Origin of the sequence: Fibrobacter intestinalis, assembly GCF_900167415.1 — a bacterium.
Lineage (GTDB): Bacteria > Fibrobacterota > Fibrobacteria > Fibrobacterales > Fibrobacteraceae > Hallerella > Hallerella intestinalis.
The window spans coordinates 38,853-57,409 of record NZ_FUWU01000017.1; the positions used below are offsets into that span (position 1 = coordinate 38,853).

Consider the following 18,557-nt stretch of genomic DNA (forward strand, 5'->3'; position numbering starts at 1 on the left):
CTGGCTATTGTTAAAAGTCACCTAAATCTTTCGCTGCTTGACTTTTACCGAAGTTCCATCGATTTCCCGCGGAATTTCGGATTCCGTTTTTTGAATATCTTCCCGAATGGCGACGACCTGTTTTTGCAAACGAGCCAACCGTTCGCCTTGAAGCTTGGGTGTCGCTATCATCGTTTTGGACTTCGGATTTATCCATTGGCCTTGGGCATTTTTAAATCCGAGATGCAAGTGCGGTCCCGTACTGCGCCCCGTACTGCCGACACGTCCTATCACTTGTCCGCCGGTCACCTGCTGTCCCACTCCTACACCTCGCGATTGCAAGTGCATATAATAGCTCGTAGAATTATCGGCGTGCCTAATGGCAATTTTGTTGCCGCTGAGATTGTCAAAGCCCGACACGACCACTTTCCCTTTGGCCACCGCATAGACAGGAGCCCCCCGCGGACTTCCGTAATCGATTCCGCTGTGCATTTTGCGCTGTCCCGTAATCGGGTGAATCCTAGAACCGAACGGACTCGTAATATGCAAGCGATCTAACGGGTAGCGCAAGCCGTCGAAAATAAGAGCCTCGCCCGATTCCGTATAGTGGGCGTTATAAGTGCTTTTCGGGTCGGGATCCGCATACAAAAAAGCTTCGTGATGCCCGACAACGCGCCCTTCAAATTCCGCATAAAGAACCTTTCCTGAAATCCACACGCTGTCTTGAAAAAAAGATTCTTCGAGCATAATGCGAAATCGGTCTCCGGGTTGAACGCTTGAAAACGGGATTTTGCACTGCAAGACTCCAGCAACAACCCCCACCATTCGCGCCGGAATGCCGACCGACAACAGGGTCTGGTGCAACGTTCCGCCAGCAGCAATCGTTCCTTCAAAAACGGATTGTTTAATTTCCAACGGTTTCGCCGCCAATCGGTATTCAAAAGAGCCGCTCTGCAATTTTTTTAACAGCAAATGCACCGTCGCCAGATTGGGCGCATAGCGAAACGCCTGTACATTTCCCGCAGAATCCTTGGCAACATGGAAAGTTTCTCCGACACGCAAATTCGAAAGTTCCACGCTGTCTTGAATAGCTAGCACAACAGAGCGCCTGTCCTGGAAATTCACCTGCAAGCGTTCCAAAACCTGATAAAGGCCTTCGCCAGCACAAACCGAATCGCTGGAAATTTCAAGAGTCTGCGGGCGACTGCTTGCATAAGAAGCCAATTCCTTTTGCGCCGCCGAGAGCTGCCGTTCAGCTTCCTGAATCTGCGCATCCAGCTTTTCGATTTTTCCCGATTCAAAACAGGCAGAAAAAAGAATCGAAAGTCCCAAACAACACAATAGTCGAATTTGCATACCGCTTTACAAAAAAGCCCGCCCGAAAAAGGGCGGGTTTAAAAATTTATTTCTTCGCCGAAGCTGCTGGAGCCTGAATTCCCAACAGTTCCACTTCAAAAACCAGAAGGCTGTTTGGCGGAATCATCGGTTGGCGTCCGCTCGGTCCATAAGCGAGATTGCTCGGAATCCAGGCCTGTACCTTTCCGCCGACCTTCATCGTCTTGAGAAGTTCCGTCCATCCCGGAATCACAGCCGTCACCGGAAATTCCGCAGGCTGCCCGCGCTTGATGGAGCTGTCAAATTCGGAACCGTCCAAAAGAGTGCCCGCATAATGCACCGAGACAATCGACGAATCCGTGGGCGTTTCGCCAGTTCCTTCGGCAATCACCTTATACTGGAGTCCGCTTTCGGTCGTAATCACGCCTTCAGCCGTTTTGTTCTTGGCCAAGAAAGCGTCCTGTTCCGCGACATTCTTTGCAGCGAGAATGCTGTCCTTTTCCATCTTTTTCTTTTGCAGGTTCTGCGAAAATTCGTTCAGCACAGCAAAAACCATGGAGTCCGACATCATCCAATGCGCACTGTCCTGATTATAGCGATCCTTAAATCCCTGATAGAAAGCGTTCAAATCCAAATCAATGGAATCCCTGGAGACAAGCTGGTAATGCGCCTGCGAACCAAAATTCGCTCCGAGCGCATAACTGTAATTGTCTTTTTCCGTCACCAGAGAAGTTTTGCCCGGTTCATTGCAGCCGAGGAAAAGCAGAGCGGAAAGTCCGAGAATCATCGTTTTTTTCATTACAAAGTCCTTTACAAAAATGATGAAGAATGTCTATAAAATAAAAATTTTGCAAAAAAAAGAACTCGGACGGCGTTTCTTTCTTCTTTAAAATGGGGACTTATATACAAAACTCCACCCGATTTGCTTGGTTGGTGCCCTTCGATAAACTCAGGGACCGTCGGTTAGTGAGCTTGTCGAACTAGTCGAACCATGGTTAGGGATTAGGGGTTAGCGACTAGTAATCAGTGATTAGTTGGAAGTTGGAAGTTGGAAGTCGGAACTGATAACTGATAACCGAGCTCCCCCTTCTCGCTATGGCGCAAAATCCAATTCCACCCCACAAAACCAAAACTTCCAACCACAAAGCGTGGCGGGGGATAGGGTGAAGGGAAAAGGGGCTGCCCATGAGTCTTAAGAGTTTTACTCTTTTAGACGAATTGTCCCTGGAAGGGAGCCTTTGCAAAAGCGTGCAAGGCTCATGGGGCGCTGCATCCCTGAAACTAGGAATCTCCGATTCCGTAGTTGAAGTATCCCTGGAAGGGACAATTCGCCTAAGGGAACAAGTTCCCAAGGCTCATGGGTAAGCGAGCACCTCGCAGTCTGCGAGAAGAAATTTCCCTTGAGAAAAATAAATCCATGCTTTGAAAAAAATTATTTGAGGGAATTTGGAGGAAGATTGTATATAATTCCTTTAAAATCGGAAAAAATCTGACACTAATTGGTTGCGGGATTTTGCGTTACTTTTTGATACCATTTAATGTCAATGGAAGATTCTGCAATTATTCGGTTAGCGTTCCGTGAGGTGATAATGCGATGGCGAGCCGAATTACACATAAGCCAATTTAAAATGGCGGACCTCTGCGCCACATCGCGGACGCACATCAGCCGGTTGGAAAATTGCAAAGAATCCACGACTTTACCGAAAATCAACACCATTCTGAACGGAATCGGGAAAAGCTGGACCGAATTCGGCGAAGCCATGGACAAAGCCCTGAAAGAACAGGTAGCCGCCAAACAAATAAAGCTCAAAGCGGCAGAAAACAAACCCATTTGGTCGGTAAAATAGCCGATTTTTCACAAACACTCCTTTTTTTCGTCTAATTTTGTGTAATTTGAAAGAAAAAGGAGATTCATAACTCTATGATGTTCGACCCTCTCTACATGGGCATTCTGCTTGTGACACTTGTTCTGTCCGGCATTGTTTCCGCCGTGGTCAATTCCCGTTTCAAAGCGGGGCAAAAAGTCCAAATTCAAAGCGGACTTTCCGGCGCAGAAGTCGCTTCCGCCATTCTCGCCGATGCAGGCATCTTTGATGTGCGCATCCAAGAAACCGGCGGATTCCTGTCCGATTACTATAACCCGATGGACAAGACGCTGAACCTTTCCCACGACGTTTATCACGGACGCAGCGCGAGTTCCGCCGGAGTTGCCGCTCACGAAGTCGGACACGCCATTCAACACGCCCAGAACTATTTTCCCATGTGGCTGCGCTCGTTCATCGTCCCCGCTGCGAATATCGGTTCCAATTTTGGACCATGGCTAGTCATCTTGGGAATCATTCTCGCTTCCGCCGGCAAGGCCGCCTTAGGCCAAAACGTCGCTATTGTCGGCGTTCTTTTATTCGGCATCGCCACCCTTTTTACTTTGGTGACCGTTCCCGTGGAATTTGACGCCTCTTCCCGCGCGAAAAAGTGCCTGGCAAGATTGAACATTCTCGCTCCGGGACGCGAGCAACGGATTGTCGCTGGAGTTCTGCTCGCCGCCGGACTGACTTACGTCGCCGCAGCCATCTCTTCCATTATGCAACTCCTGTACTGGGCTCTTCGGGCAGGACTTTTAGGACGGAGAGACGACTAATGGGAACCCACTTGGAAATCGAATGTCCGATGTGCCACGGTATTCTGGTCGTCGATAAAGAAACCGGAAAAATCCTGGAACACAAGGAATTCAAAAAAGAAAAGCAATCGCTGGAAGATTTTTTGGAAAAAGAAAAAACGCGAACAGCGGATTTAGATAAAAAATTTGCCGAAGCCCGGGAACGGGAAAAAAATCGCCTTTCAGAAATCGAAAAGAAATTTCAGGCGGCAAAAAATAATCCCGATCTGGCAAACAAACCGCCTCCGACAATCCAGTGGGATTAAATTTCGCTAATCCGGCAAATCTTCTGAAGGCGTTTCTTCGGAAGATTTTTTTTCTGCGGTTTCTAAAGGCATGGGAGCCTCGGCGTCTTCCGGCATCTGCGAGGGCTCGGAAGGATCAAGAGCTGGCGGCTCTTCGTTGGGGGCAAGTATTTCGGAAATTTCCGCATTCTCCACTTGCAACGCCGATTCCTCTTGAGCTTTGGCCTCTTCTTCAAAAACGGATTCCGCGGCATCCTTTTTTTCATCATCCGCTTGCGGACTTTCATTTTCCGCAGCACTCGAAAATTCCGCTTCCAAAGCGGACAAATCCATTTCTCCATTCAACATGGCGGCAATGTCGTTATCGTTCACGGCACGCCCACGAGTTGCCAAAAGCGAAGCGGTTCGCATGACCTGATCGAGAGTCGCCTTCTGGTTGTTGTGGCGGACCAATTCCCGTTCGCGAAGTTTTTCCAAGATTCCCGACTTGTATTCATGTTCCGGTTCAAAAATCCGGGTTTCATTCGCCATCTCTTCGGCAAATTCGCTGTTGTCTTTTTTTCGATAAATCCAAATGGCACCAAAAAGTTCACTTTGACGAAAGACGACTTCATCCGTTTTAATCATTTCCATCAAAGCCATAAATGTAACGACCGTGACGATGGGCATTGGTGCACGCCCGAGCAAATCTTCAAAAAGTACGCGCCCTTCCCTGCGCAAAGTATTGGAAATATATTGCTGGCGGTCTTCAATCTTCACGTCATCCAGTTCAATGTGATGGACGTTTTCACTGCGATGCGTTTTGAGCATTTTCTGATAGGCGCGAAAAAGCTGCCAGATATTTGCGTCTGCGAGAGTGTCGTCGGATTCCGTTTTTTCCATGCGCCCACGATAGCAAGTGCCAAAATTTTGGGATTCCATCTGCTGGAAATTTTTGACATTCTGCTTGTGGAACTGGTATTCCCGCATATTCCGAAACAATTCGTCCCGGGAGAAATCGAATTCTTCAATCTCTTCTTCCGTCCGCTGGTCTTTGGGCAACAATTCCCGAACTTTCATCGCCATGAGGCGGCTCGCCATCAGCAAAAAATCGCCGGCTTGGGAAAGATCCGCCTGCGAAACGTCCTTCATCCATTCCAGATACTGGTCCGTGATTTCCGAAATGGAAATGTCCGCGGGCTTGACTTCGCTCTGCTGCACTAAATACAGCAAAAGATCCATCGGGCCATCAAAAGCGCCGATATGAACTTCGTAGGATTCGGGAATTTCCGGCATGAATTATTCCACCGTCACGCTTTTCGCCAGATTGCGAGGCTGATCCACATCGTTTCCCCGAAGAACGGCAATGTGATACGCTAAAAGCTGCAACGGAACGCAAGTGATGAGAGGCATTAAAGACTTTTCCACCTTGGGAACAAAAATCACATCGTCAGCAAATTCGGAAATTTCTGAACAGTCCGTGGTCGTTACGACAATAATGCGGCCACCGCGCGCTTTGATTTCCCGGACATTGGAAAGAACCTTGTCAAAAAGGCTGTCTTTAGGAGCAATCACAACAACGGGCATTTTTTCATCGATAAGGGCGATGGGACCGTGCTTCATTTCTGCCGCAGGATAACCTTCTGCGTGGATGTAGCTGATTTCCTTGAGCTTTAATGCGCCCTCCATGGCGACTGGGTAATTGTAATGGCGTCCCAGATAAAGGAAATTTTTCGCATCGACATACTTTTTGGCGATTATGCGAATCTGGTCGGAAAGTTTCAGAGTTTCTTCTATCTGCTGCGGGATGCTGGAAATCGCCCGAGCGAATTCGATTCCCTGTTCCGCAGACACGCGGCGTTCCCGTCCGAGCAAAAGGGCGATCATCGCAAGAACCGCAACCTGCGAAGTAAAAGCCTTCGTACTCGCCACTCCGATTTCGGGACCGGCGTGCAAATAAACGCCGCCGTCGCTTTCTCGCGCAATCGTAGAACCGACCGCATTGCATATTCCCAAAACCGTAGCGCCCTTGGTTTTCGCTTCCCGTAAAGCAGCAAGAGTGTCCGCCGTTTCACCGGATTGAGAAATCACCAAAACAAGAGTTCCCGGTTTGATAATCGGATTCCGATAACGAAATTCCGAAGCGTATTCCACTTCGACAGGAACGCCCGCCAAATCTTCTATCAGATATTCGCCGACCATTCCTGCATAATAGCTAGTTCCGCAAGCCGTGATGATGATGCGATTCAGGTTGCGCAATTCGATTCGGTTTGAATCCAGACCCGCCAATTTCGCAGAACCCTCTGAAAGCAGCAATCGCCCGCGCATCGTGTTGCGAAGGGTTTCCGGCTGTTCAAAAATTTCTTTCAGCATGTAATGTTCAAAACCGCCCTTGCTCGCCGCATCCGCATCAAAGCTCACTTCTTCAACGCAGCGGTTTACCGCCCGGCTAGAAACGGTTACAATCTTGTATCCATTGCGATCCGCTATCACCACATCATTGTCGTCCAGATACACGACCTTTTGCGTATAGTCCACTATCGCCGACACATCGCTTGCCAAAAAGAATTCGTCCTGTTCGCCCAAGCCCAAAACCAGAGGGCTGCCTCGCCGAGCACCGATTAGCACATCGGGTTCATCGGCACAAAGAATAGCCAAACCGAAAGTTCCTTCCAATTTATTCAAAGCCGCCAGAACCGCCGATTTGAAATCGCCCTTATACAATTTTGCAATCAAATGGGCGACGACTTCCGTATCGGTTTCCGACTGGAACCGGATTCCTTCCGATTGCAGGGTCGCTTTTATCTGGGAATAGTTTTCGATGATGCCGTTATGCACCACCATAATTTTTCCATCATAGCTAACCTGCGGATGTGCATTGTTTTCTGAAGGGGCGCCGTGCGTCGCCCAACGGGTATGGGCAATTCCGATTGTCGCCGGCATGGGCTTCTGGGAAAGTTTACAAGCCAGATTCGCGATTTTTCCCGTTGCCTTTTCCATTTCCAAGGTGTGATTTTCATGCGCAACAGCTATTCCCGAAGAATCGTAGCCCCGATATTCCAAGCGTTTGAGTCCATTCAACAAAACGCTTGTCGCATCCCGCAGCCCAATGTATCCAACGATTCCGCACATATCCTTTTCCTTATCGCTTTTATTTCACATTACCCTTGTATTTTCGCTTCCACTCTGGCGCAAAGTTCTTCGGCCTGATTTTCCGTCGGCGCTTCAGCAATCACCCGAATCACCGGTTCCGTATTGGATGCGCGCACATGGACAAAACTTTTGTCCTTGCCGAGCCAAAGACCGTCGCGCGTATCGGCAGACCAGCCCGCAAAATCTTTCTGCACTTCTTCAAAAATGGTTTTGACCGGTTTGCCGCCCAGCGGGAATTTCTTTTTGGGCATTGCATAGCTGGGATGTTCCGCTTTGAATTTTTCGGGGCCGCCGTGATTTTCAGCCATCCAAGAAAGCACCAGCGCCGCCGCAACAAGAGAGTCCCTGCCATAGTGCAAAGCGGGCAAAATCACGCCGCCGTTTCCTTCGCCGCCGACCACGCAATTGTTTTGCATCATCTGGATGCTGACATTCACCTCGCCGACTTTCGCCCGAGAGAATCCGACTCCGAATTTTTCGGCAACATCGGCACACATCCGGGAAGTCGAAAGGTTTACACAAACATCTCCTTTCTTTTTTGCAAGAACCGCTTCGGTCGCAATGGCAAGCGTATATTCTTCGCCAATCGCTTCTCCGTTTCCATCGACAAGCGCACAGCGGTCAGCGTCCGGATCCACGGCAAAGCCCACCGCACAATGATTTTCTCGAACCGCTTTCCCCAAGTCCTTCAGATTCGCAGGAATCGGTTCGGGCCCACGCGGAAAAGTGCCATCCGGTTCACAGTGAACCCGCACGACTTCGCAGCCAAGGGCCTCCAAAAGCCGCGGAACGATATACGATCCGGCTCCGTTCACCGCATCGACAGCCACCTTGAAATGCTTCCGCCGAATCGCCTCGACATCCACAAAGGGAATCGCCAGCGTTTCATCAATGTGAAAAGCGTCCGCGTCTTTTAAAACATTCGCCACACCCATCTGCCGATAATCCGGATAAATAAACTTGCCCGAATCCGCAATCGCGAAAAGATCCTTGACCTGTTCCGGCGAAAGGAAAATGCCGCGTTCGTCCAAAAACTTCAGCGCGTTCCATTCCAGCGGATTGTGGCTCGCCGTGATAATGATTCCGGCATCCGCATAAAGGCGGGTTACAAAAAGTTCCACACTGGGAGTCGTCGCAAGCCCCACATCAATCACATCGGCTCCGGCAAGGCGGCAAAGCCCCGAAACATACGAAATAATGGCATCTCCCGTCGGGCGGCTGTCCCGGCCAATCACGACTTTGCGCGCACCGGTCACTTCCAAAAAAGCTTTTACATGATTCGTTAAAACCGTAGGCGTCAGCGTATCGCCGACAACGCCTCGAATCCCAGAAACAGAACGCATTAAAACGGACATAGAATTCCTCTTTGTAATTCGGATTAAAATTACAAATTTTGGCTTTCGACTCCCGAATGCCTTGCCCAAAAGAGCCTATTCCAAGGAATCCTCTGGAACCGGCGACGGCACAGACAGCACCGAATCCCGATAGGCTGCGTTTGCGCAAAAGATATTTACGCCTGAAGAATAATAATAGTCTCTACAATACCCGTCATCCAATTCAATTGACGTTAGCGTAAAACACGAATCCTCAACCTGAACGTCCAGCAGAACAGAATCCATTTCCCAATGAAATTTTTTTGCATCCACAAATTCATCAAGACGTGTCCAATGCGAATCTTCCCAAACAACTTTCGTTCTTTCTTTTTGCGGACTTAGTAAAAAATTATAAGCCTCCCTGTCAACTCTTTTCCCTCCCTTGGGCATAAATATGCTGTAAGTTCCCTTGGCAATTCCAATCGTATCCGCCAACGAGTCAAGCCAAATTGAAACATAGGAAGAATCTTCTCTCGACACTAGTATCCTTTGGGCGTGTTTTTTGTTTCGGTAGATGTCCAAATTATAATACGTTCCAAAAGAAATATTTGTAGCATGATTTCCCTTAGCATTAAGAGCTTCACACGACCATCCAAAAAAAATCACCCCAAAAAAAGAACAGACACCAAACTAAGGGCAAATAGCAATTTTTTCATCCTATGCCTCTAGCCATGTCAATCTTTTAGAGAGCACTAGCTCAATCCACTTCACCGCATTGTAAATTGCATGGACAGGCGAACCCAACTTTTTCTATTCCAAAGAATCTTTTGGCACAGAAACCGAAAGCACCGAATCGCGGCAAGCAGCGTTTGCACAAAAAACGCTTTCGCCTGAATAATAATACTTACGACAATACCAGTCATCCAAAAACAGAGATGTCAATGTAAAGCACGAATCTGCAACTTGGACGTCAAGCAAAATAGTATCACTTTCATAAATCGTGTCACTTTCAATAAAATCTTCAAGACGAACAACATGATCGTTTTCCCATGCCAATTTGGTCCTTCCCGTTTTTTGGGACAGGGTGAAGCTATAAGCGGTGTTGTCTATTCTCTTACTATCCTTTGGGGGTTTATGGATGCTGTAACTCCCTTCCGCAATTCCAATTGTATCTGCCAGAAGATCCAACCAAAAGGAAACATAGGAGGAATCCTCGTTCAACGTCAATATTCTTTTGGCATACCCGCCCATGTACAAAGAAGGATAGGAATAATATGTTCCAAACGGGATTTCATGTTTATAATTACCTGTGACTCCAACATCTTCACAGCCTTCAAATAAAAAATCATCACACCCCCAAAGAACAGATAGCAAACTAAAGGCAAATAGCAATTTTTTCATCCTATGCCTCTAGCCATACCAATATTTTAGAAAGCACCAGCTCAATCCACTTCACCGCATTGTAAATGGTGTTGACCTTTCCGTTGATGATGTTTGTAATTCTACTTTGTATGTCACTGGGGGTATCATACCAATTCCAGGAATTGGCATTATGACTATCCTCATCGTCCAAGCGAATTTCGGAATGCACGATATTTGCGGTCGAAAAATTGGCAAAAACTCCATATTCCTTCGAGAACGGATAATCCAATGTCGAATTTAAATCCGCAGGGACAAAGCAGAATTCCAGCGACACATTCTTGGTCACCACGTTGGGGCCAAGTTCTCCAGAATAGGAATTGCCATTGTCGTCATCTTCTGCATCATGATGCCTCCTAAAAGCGTATGTGCCTTCCGGGCAATCCTTGTCCATTCTTAAGACGACATAATCGTATGGAACCCGGGGAATAGACTCGTCACCCAAATCCAGAGTACAGAAACTAAACGTCACTCCGCCATTGCCCACCGATATGCCCAGCGGATTCGGGTCGCCGCTAATAATCTTGTTCCCATTATTGGAATCCTCCAGGTCGAGATAAATTCGCAGACTATCTTTGCAACTACTTCCTTCTCCTTTTAGAACAGCGATTTTTGAAGCACTGATTTGAGGTTCTTCAAAAGCAGAGCAATCTCTTGTTTCCCCTGGCAAACAAAAACGCTTGCCTACGCTATCCCTAAAATACACCAAGTTTAGTAGCCAAGGTCTTCTTTCCAGCTGATTTGTATCATTAAAGGCCAAGGCCTCGTCCGCCAAATCCGAATACATTTGCTTTGTCTTCTCACGAGAAGGGCCAACCACTTCGTGATTGACACAAATGCCAAACCAATTCCATTCGCAGGCAACTCTCAATTTAGGACTATACCGATATCTTCCAATTGTATTGTTATGAAAGTCCATGGATCTTGCAAACCCCGCCTTGGAATTTTCCTCGTGTGCATCGGTAAAATCCTTAGACCATCCCAAGCATTCCGAAATGTCGTCAAACTGAGTCCCTGTCTCCCTGCACAGTAAAGCGTTCCAGACAGAATGCCTAAACGCGTCGGCACGAGTATCCCCTTCGTTTCCGCGGCACTTCAAAGCAGCATAAGATTTCGACCACTCTTTTGCCCGGTTGTAGGCTCGGACGGAACCGGGTCCTTTCATGGGATTTTCCAGCAACAGCCACAATTCTCCGCTAGTTAAAGTCAAACTACCTACATCATATTCCGAATACATACTTTTGAGGGGAACTCTTTTCAAATACTTAACAGTTCTGCTATTAAAATAATCCACCATCCTCAAACGCACAACCTGCGCATACACCTCCCTAACATCGCGATAATTGCTCGCCAAAAACAACGTATCTAGACCGGGAAACTTCGCGAGAATTTCAAAGAAAGCGATCGCGGTCGAATCAAAATTGGGAATCCCCACAAACCATTCCTCCGCCAGCGAATCCATCTCGTTCCAAGTGACTTCTGGAATCGAGAATCCATCAAGCAGGGAATCCGTTGACCGAACCATTTGTTCCAAGGAATATCCGTTCTCGTCCGCAAGAACCTTCCGAATATCACCCACGCCATGAATCTTCGGATTTCCGGAGACCAACTTTCCATCGACATAAACCGCAATCTTTTCATTGAAAGCATATTCCGACGAAATATCGGCAAGAGAATAGTCGTTGGAGAGGTCTAATTCGCTCCAGTCTGCATAATGAATTCCAAAAGCAAAGCCCGCCTCGTTCGGGTAGATGGCTCCGGGATCTAGATTCACATTTTCCACATCGAAATGCAGAGCCCACACGTCATCCCCCAGATTTTCAAGAGAGTGCGTGGCGTTCGGAAGATTCCAGACCTCAACGACCGGCGTCTGATTATGATCGGCCGTTATTTCCACATCAAAGCGGAAGCCGGTCACCGGGACATTGCCCTCATTTTTGGCATAAAGACGGTATCTGCCATAATTGGATGTACCTTCAGACAACGAATAGACTGCGACCCTATTGGGATTTAAGGACAGATCCTGTTCGGTCGGGAAATCTCCTGCTAGAATCACTCCCGACGAGGAGATGACGACAATATTCTCATTCAGAGAGGCAGTTCTTTCCGAACCCGAAAAATCATCTCCGGTTTTCCAGGAGCTCCAATCCGCGTAATGCAGGCCGATCTGCAAATAGCCGGCAGCCGGAAATTCCTCTAAACTATCGATATGAATATCCTTAAATTCGACTTTTGCTCGATACTGGTTTGCGGAAAGTTTCTCGATTGAGATCTCGCCACCATTCAAGAAATACGGTTCCACCACAACATTCTTCGAATCGGCAGCGGAGAAGTAATAATAGACGGAAAAGTCCGCAATCGGACTTCCATTATTTTTTATGCGGATATTCGGAATCGACAGGTTCGACGATCCGCTTTCGAATGAGGTTACATCCACAGAAGCGTAAGCGCAGACTGCCATTGCTAAAATAAAAACTTTCAACATAGATTTCCCTATTTCCCAAAGTTCTTCGAATTCATTCTGCCATTCAAATCCGAAAAGAATACCCTTCCGCTGAATTTCTTTTCAACTCGAATGAAATTTTCTCGAATGTCAAGCACCCGAAAACCTCCCTTTTTTACATTTACCCCATTTTCATTGGAGATTTCCGATTTTGAAGAGTCTTCAATAAAGATTAGCTTATAGTTTTCATTTTCCATTACGTAAGCGAACACCTGTTTTTTTCCTTCCAATTTATAAGCCGAATCGCCGAGCACCGGAACATCCCGCGTTGTAAGAATCGTTCGACGTAGAGTTGTCTGAAGAGTATCCCCGTCTCTCACATAAATCAATTCTATAGGTTTGTTATCCGCACCGCGAAACAACGGCAGGATATTTTCTAAACTCTTTTGCTGCAAAAACTCGCCATCAACGGAAATTATCCGGTCTCCTACATTCAAATCGGCATTTGCCGCCGGAGTGCCGGGCACAATATTTTTGACAACAATTCCATTTCGATTTTCTAGCAATACAAGTCCAATCCCACCAAAGGAATCTGCGGCTATTGCCGCAACAACTCCTACCGAACAAGCAAATAGCGTTCCAAATTTCACGATTTTCCTCTCTTACAAAAAAGTTATCCAAAAGTAGTCTTTTTTTACCCAGTTGTCAAGCGAGTTTTATCAAAAAAAAATTGAATTGTCGTTTATTTTTTTTCTGTTCGCATACTTTATAAATATTCTACATCCACACTTTTTTCGGCAATCAAATCATAATAGATATCCACGCCAGCCAGTCCCCATAAACCGAAACAACACATAAAGTTACGAACAAGCTTCACAAAGCACCCAAATAAAAGTGTTGAAAAAAAACTTCTTTGCTTATCCAGTCAAATTTATCCTTCCTATTTCATTTTAAAGTTTTCCAGCAAAAAATCAAATTTTCCTAGGCCCCATTAGCAAATTCAAAACGCAAAAGATCCTCAATGCGGACATTTTCAACGGGCAGATGGCCTTTCCAACCCTGACCACGCCGATTCTCCTAAGCGGAATCGCGCCAAGAAACACCGAGACTTCCTCGATCGCCTGCACAACGGACACGTCGAGGAATAGAAGGCCAGGTCGCCAAAATCCCACCAACAAAATTAGACGGCCAGAAACGTTTGTTAAATTGTCGGGCGGAACAAATGAAATTTGTACGAAATCCTGTTTGTCTTGTTTCCGTTTTTTGCATCATTTCGGCACCACCCGGCATTCATCCCGTTCAATCGCATGATTTTTGTGTACGTTGCAGTAACAGCTTTTTTGCAGTAGAACAAGGATAGCGACAAGCAAAAGGATCGATACGCCGACCATCACGTCACCTGTAATCGCGATAAATATCTTACCCCATCCGTCTTCTTCATTTTCATAAAATTTTTCTACAAACGGCACCCAAGTCACCTTTGTATTCTGATGAACCTCGACGCTCTTGGCATAGATAGCACCATAGAACCGCTAGCCCGATTGTCCAATGACAACTTCCGCATTGGGCACAACAATTGTTCCCACGAAATAGCTTTGAATGAACTCGCAGTTGGTTCCATAGCAGAAACAAGCAAGTATTACTCATAACAAAATTTTGTGAGGTCATATTTTATGTATGCAAAACAAAATCCATTGACACACTCCCCTCGAATTGATTTTGCGGGATGATTATACTCAGGGCACCATGGTCGAAAAGGATTTTCATCAAAAGAAAACCAGTCTGTTGTATCCTCCTCTGCAATAATATTCAAGTAACCACCCCACCAACTCGTCGGGTTCGTTTCCAGTATTAGCGTTTCTTCGCCAATAAAAATCTTCAATTTCAATTTTTCTGAATTCATAGAAATATCATCAATCGGTCCTCTCAAAAAGCAACTAGAAACAGTCCATATTCGTTTATCTTCCTCAAGCAAACAGCCATTCAGCAATTTGTCTCCCATCAGGCCAATATAATATTCGTTGTTTATGTCTAGTTTTTGTCTGCAATAAGTTTTTTTTTGCATTCCGGCACAAAATTGTCTATCATCAACAAAGAAATTGACGCTATCCATTTCTTTTAACGATATCACACTTATATCCAAGAATTCGTTTGAATCATAACAAACAGAGTAGTCAGGCTCATCAATAAAAGGGAGCTTACACCCAACAAAAAGGCAAATAGAAATTAGGCTACTACAAAAAAGAAATTGCTTCATGATTAAAGCTTTCCCAAATCAGCGACATAAAGACTTTTTCCAATTTCGGTATTTCTCATCACAATAGTTGTACCCATCGATTCCTCTACAAACGGCACCCAAGTCACCTTTGTATTCTGATAAACCACGATGCTCTTGGCATAGATGGCACCATAGAACCGCTTGCCCGATTGTCCAATGACTACTTCCGCATTGGGCGCAACGATTGTCCCTGCAAAATTACTTTGGATAAATACATGATTGGTCCCGTAGTAAAAAATCGATATGTGCCGAGCCGCTTCGACCATATCATCCGCGACAATTGTCCCATTCCACTAAAAGTCATTCCCCACATGGAATGCAATACTGCCATTCGTCGGCGCATTCAATTTCGCATCTCTCTGAAAAACGAGGGATCCGGCCAAGCGATGGCCCGTTGAATTAAAACTCAATTCGGAATTGGAGTTGAAAACATATTCTACATGATTCGATGTATTTTCAATCCTAAAGCGAAGAACGGTTTGATTACTCTGGGAAAACTGCTCATCCAAAGTGCGAACCGTGATAGCACTCGATAAACTCGCTAGAATCAGGAAAACCGCTAAACAAACCCTATGCACGTCCTACTCCTAGGATAAAATAATTTCTCTCAAACTCAAATATAAAATAACCAAAATAAACTTCCAAAAAATCGTTTGTAAAAAACTTTACTATAAAAACAGACAAATCCACATCGATTCTAAATTTCAACAAATCAAACAAATTAAAGACATGTGTTTGCAACGGCATTTTCCGTTATGCACAATCACCCTGGCGGAAACGACCCCGATCACCGCGGACATCAGCGCAACTCGGCGGATTTTCAATGCGGCTCGAATTTTTGGATTGCGCCTTTTTGATCGGCTTGTTCTTGGCGGGAGTGAGCACAATTGGAAATTCCGGAACAAGAGTTTCGATTACGCATTCCTCCAGAAATACGATTTTTCAATTTTCTAACTTTGCCGCATGGCAATTCTATCCGTCAAAGATCTCACACTGCGATTCAGCGACCCACCGCTCCTTGACCGCATCTCGTTCGACATCAATGAGGGCGAATGTGTTTGTCTGGTCGGGCGCAACGGCGAAGGGAAAAGTACCCTGCTCAAAATCCTCGCCGAAGAAATGGATGCCAATTCCGGAGAAATCATCCGTAAAAACGGTTTGCGCACGGCTCGGCTGATTCAAGAAATTCCCGCGCATATCGAAGGGACTGTCCGCGACATCGTCATCGGCAAAACGGCAGAGCGTCATTCCGTTGGCGAAGATATTCTTGGGAAAACCGGCATTGATCCCGAAGCGCTTTACGACTCCCTTTCTGGCGGGCAAAAACGGCGTGTGCTTTTCGCCAGAGCCCTCGCGCAAGAACCCGATTTGCTTTTGCTTGACGAGCCGACAAACCATTTGGACATTCCCAGCGTTCAATGGTTAGAAAACATTCTCGCCCGTTTGCCATGTTCCATCCTTTTCATCAGCCACGACAGGGCTTTTGTCCGCAGGATCGCCACCAGAATTTTGGAACTGGACAGGGGTCGCATCCGCTCCTGGAGTTTTCCCTACGATGAATTTGTACGCCATCGGAATGAAGCCTTTGCCGAAGAGGAAAAGGCAAACAGACTCTTTGACAAGCGACTTGCCGAAGAAGAAATCTGGATTCGGAAAGGCATTCAGGCGAGGCGAACACGAAACGAAGGTCGCGTGCGCGCTTTGATAAAAATGCGCAAAGAACGCGCCGAGCGCAGAAATCGAACCGGCAATGTCAAAATGCAAATAACCGAAGCCGAACGTTCCGGAAGGTTCGTCATTCAAGCCGAAGGCATTTCTTACGCCTACGAAAATCAGTCTCTATTTCAAAATTTCTCCACCGAAATTTCCCGCGGCGACCGCATCGGCATCGTCGGGGCAAACGGCTGCGGAAAAACGACACTGCTCAAAATTCTTCTCGGAGAACTAACGCCGCAAACGGGTTCCGTCCGACTGGGCACCAATCTGCAAATCGCCTACTTCGACCAGATGCGAACCAGGCTTCGTGAAGACAAATCGCTCGTTGAAAATATCGGCGACGGCCAAGAATACGTCGTCATCAACGGCCAGAAACGCCACGTTTTAAGCTACCTGCAAGATTTCCTGTTCACTGCATCGCGCGCCCGCGGGCCCATTTCGGCACTCTCCGGCGGAGAACGCAACCGATTGCTTTTAGCGTGCCTATTTTCGCACCCGTCCAACGTTCTTATTCTCGACGAACCCACCAACGATTTGGACATGGAGACCCTCGATTTGCTTACCGATTTGCTCGCCGAATACAACGGCACAGTCATCACCGTTAGCCACGACCGCGATTTTTTGGACAACGTCACCACCGAAATTCTAGGCTTTGAAGAAAATGGCTACATCCACGAAAGCGTGGGGGGCTATTCCGATTACGCCGCCAACAAAAAACTTCGGGAAAAAGAAAACGAGGCCGTTGTCAAAAAAGATTCAACGCCGACCGAAAAACGAATGCGAGAAAAGAAAAAACGCAGCTACAAGGAAGAGCGCGAATATCAGGAACTTCCCGAAAAAATTGAAGTGCTGGAAAAAGAAATCACGGCATTGCAAACAGCCCTCGGCACGGAGGAAGTTTACACCAATGCGAACCGACTCGTCGAAATCCAAAGCGACCTGGCAGAAAAGGAAAAACAGCTCGAAGCCGCCTACGAACGCTTCGAAATCCTAGATGGCATCGGTTAAATGAGAGTTGAGAACTGAGTTCTAAGTTCTGAACAAGGTTACGACATTCGCATTGAATTACGCTCATCGCAGGCGACAGAGAGACAGCAAATCACACTCGCGAAAAAAAATTTTTCGCTTGCGCTGAAGGAGACATCAATCCACGCCCCGCTCGGTGAAACGATTGCCGTTCTGTTACGCACTCGATACTTTGACCCCGACTCTGTAAAAATTTCTTCTTGATAAGCGTTTTTTTTCATAAAAGCCTTGACAATGTTTGTTTTTTTTACATTCGCAAACAATACAACCAAAAAAGGAATCAACTTATGTTCTGCAAACATTGCGGTGGTCAAATCTCGGAAAACACAAAATTTTGCAGCAAATGCGGAGCTTCTGTGGCAGAAGAGCTCCCAAATTTTCAGCAAAATCCAGTAAATCCCCCGAATTTATCAAATTCGAGAAATACAGCCAACACTTCCATAGTCAAATGGATTGTTATTGGTATCATTTCCATATTTGTTCTTGGTTTTATTTTTGATGTGGTTATATTGGGCATGGTCGCTTCGGATACGGACAAAATGATGAAAGAAGCCGACCAACTATACGATAAGGCCACGAAAGATTACGACAAGGCCATGAGGGATATAGATAGGCAAATCAATTCCATTCGGTTTTGAAACAATTTGCGAAAAAAAACTTCTTTAATCTATTTCCATCGTCCATTTTCACCAAAATAAGCTTTAGGAGTAAAAAATGAGAATACTAAACTTTACGAGCGCAGGGCTTGTAGCAATCCTTGCCGTCATGACCGCCTGTGGCACAGATTTTGAAATCGACACTTTCAAAGATACGCGCGACGGCCAGGAATACAAGACCATTCAACTAGGCGGCCATATTTGGATGGCCGAGAACATGCGTTATAATATTGGAAGGAATATATGTAGTCGTCCCTTAAATCCCGCCCAGCCCGCATAACTATTGGGGAAAATTGATTTCTACCCTGTGAAAATATTGCAAGGATTTCTAAAATATGATTGAAAACCTTGCATTTTTT

Annotated in this window: 18 protein-coding genes and 1 pseudogene; 7 read left to right on the top strand and 12 right to left on the bottom strand. The window is 46.3% G+C overall.

Annotation, left to right across the window (positions count from 1 at the left end; genetic code table 11):
- Positions 1–21: 21 nt before the first annotated feature.
- Positions 22–1,320 (bottom strand): M23 family metallopeptidase, encoded by a 1,299-nt coding sequence (locus B5D40_RS06230; protein ID WP_233134305.1) that lies wholly within the window; start codon positions 1,318–1,320, stop codon positions 22–24.
- Positions 1,321–1,381: 61 nt separating this feature from the next.
- Complete coding sequence (locus B5D40_RS06235) at positions 1,382–2,113, bottom strand: FKBP-type peptidyl-prolyl cis-trans isomerase (RefSeq protein ID WP_078776228.1); 732 nt, start codon at positions 2,111–2,113, stop codon at positions 1,382–1,384.
- Positions 2,114–2,942: 829 nt separating this feature from the next.
- Between B5D40_RS06235 and B5D40_RS06240 the strand changes: the two genes are divergently transcribed.
- From B5D40_RS06240 to B5D40_RS06250, 3 genes are all read left to right on the top strand, one after another.
- A complete protein-coding gene (locus B5D40_RS06240) occupies positions 2,943–3,161 on the top strand; it encodes a hypothetical protein (protein ID WP_073306255.1) in 219 nt (72 codons plus the stop codon).
- A 74-nt stretch (positions 3,162–3,235) separates the two neighbouring features.
- Entirely contained in the window at positions 3,236–3,952 is a 717-nt protein-coding gene (locus B5D40_RS06245; RefSeq protein ID WP_073306254.1) for a zinc metallopeptidase, read from the top strand.
- Positions 3,952–4,236, top strand: a complete 285-nt coding sequence (locus B5D40_RS06250) for a hypothetical protein (protein WP_078776229.1) — start codon at positions 3,952–3,954, stop codon at positions 4,234–4,236. Before B5D40_RS06245 ends, B5D40_RS06250 begins: the two co-directional genes overlap by 1 nt.
- Before the next feature lie 6 nt (positions 4,237–4,242).
- Here the strand turns inward: B5D40_RS06250 and B5D40_RS06255 are convergent, their stop codons facing one another.
- From B5D40_RS06255 to B5D40_RS06300, 10 genes are all read right to left on the bottom strand, one after another.
- Positions 4,243–5,490: a segregation/condensation protein A gene (locus B5D40_RS06255; RefSeq protein ID WP_073306252.1), complete on the bottom strand. Its 1,248-nt coding sequence runs from the start codon at positions 5,488–5,490 to the stop codon at positions 4,243–4,245.
- Between the two features lie 3 nt (positions 5,491–5,493).
- Entirely contained in the window at positions 5,494–7,326 is a 1,833-nt protein-coding gene (glmS, locus tag B5D40_RS06260; protein WP_078776230.1) for a glutamine--fructose-6-phosphate transaminase (isomerizing), read from the bottom strand.
- Positions 7,327–7,355: 29 nt separating this feature from the next.
- Complete coding sequence (gene glmM, locus B5D40_RS06265; RefSeq protein ID WP_078776231.1) at positions 7,356–8,702, bottom strand: phosphoglucosamine mutase; 1,347 nt, start codon at positions 8,700–8,702, stop codon at positions 7,356–7,358.
- 75 nt (positions 8,703–8,777) lie between these two features.
- Complete coding sequence (locus B5D40_RS06270) at positions 8,778–9,200, bottom strand: hypothetical protein (RefSeq protein ID WP_143394471.1); 423 nt, start codon at positions 9,198–9,200, stop codon at positions 8,778–8,780.
- Between the two features lie 270 nt (positions 9,201–9,470).
- A complete protein-coding gene (locus B5D40_RS06275) occupies positions 9,471–10,061 on the bottom strand; it encodes a hypothetical protein (protein ID WP_078776233.1) in 591 nt (196 codons plus the stop codon).
- A 1-nt stretch (position 10,062) separates the two neighbouring features.
- A complete protein-coding gene (locus B5D40_RS06280; RefSeq protein ID WP_078776234.1) occupies positions 10,063–12,564 on the bottom strand; it encodes a DUF6973 domain-containing protein in 2,502 nt (833 codons plus the stop codon).
- Positions 12,565–12,572: 8 nt separating this feature from the next.
- On the bottom strand, positions 12,573–13,172 hold the full coding sequence (locus B5D40_RS06285) for a S41 family peptidase (protein WP_158222160.1): 600 nt from the start codon (positions 13,170–13,172) through the stop codon (positions 12,573–12,575).
- Between the two features lie 618 nt (positions 13,173–13,790).
- Positions 13,791–13,991 carry a hypothetical protein gene (locus B5D40_RS15260; RefSeq protein ID WP_143394472.1) on the bottom strand — a complete coding sequence of 67 codons (201 nt, stop codon included), beginning with the start codon at positions 13,989–13,991 and terminating at the stop codon, positions 13,791–13,793.
- A 170-nt stretch (positions 13,992–14,161) separates the two neighbouring features.
- Positions 14,162–14,779 carry a hypothetical protein gene (locus B5D40_RS06295; RefSeq protein ID WP_078776237.1) on the bottom strand — a complete coding sequence of 206 codons (618 nt, stop codon included), beginning with the start codon at positions 14,777–14,779 and terminating at the stop codon, positions 14,162–14,164.
- 2 nt (positions 14,780–14,781) lie between these two features.
- The gene (locus tag B5D40_RS06300; RefSeq protein WP_078776238.1) at positions 14,782–15,066 is read right to left on the bottom strand and encodes a hypothetical protein; all 285 of its coding nucleotides are present in this window, start codon (positions 15,064–15,066) and stop codon (positions 14,782–14,784) included.
- A gap of 697 nt (positions 15,067–15,763) precedes the next feature.
- Between B5D40_RS06300 and B5D40_RS06315 the strand changes: the two genes are divergently transcribed.
- The 4 genes and pseudogenes from B5D40_RS06315 (at position 15,764) to B5D40_RS06325 (ending at position 18,478) form a co-directional block, all read left to right on the top strand.
- Positions 15,764–17,524, top strand: a complete 1,761-nt coding sequence (locus B5D40_RS06315) for an ATP-binding cassette domain-containing protein (RefSeq protein ID WP_078776241.1) — start codon at positions 15,764–15,766, stop codon at positions 17,522–17,524.
- A gap of 305 nt (positions 17,525–17,829) precedes the next feature.
- Positions 17,830–17,892: pseudogene (locus B5D40_RS16480) on the top strand (zinc-ribbon domain-containing protein); the annotation flags it as partial.
- A gap of 6 nt (positions 17,893–17,898) precedes the next feature.
- Entirely contained in the window at positions 17,899–18,180 is a 282-nt protein-coding gene (locus B5D40_RS06320) for a hypothetical protein (protein WP_233134306.1), read from the top strand.
- Between the two features lie 76 nt (positions 18,181–18,256).
- Positions 18,257–18,478 (top strand): FISUMP domain-containing protein, encoded by a 222-nt coding sequence (locus B5D40_RS06325; protein ID WP_078776243.1) that lies wholly within the window; start codon positions 18,257–18,259, stop codon positions 18,476–18,478.
- Positions 18,479–18,557: the final 79 nt, after the last annotated feature.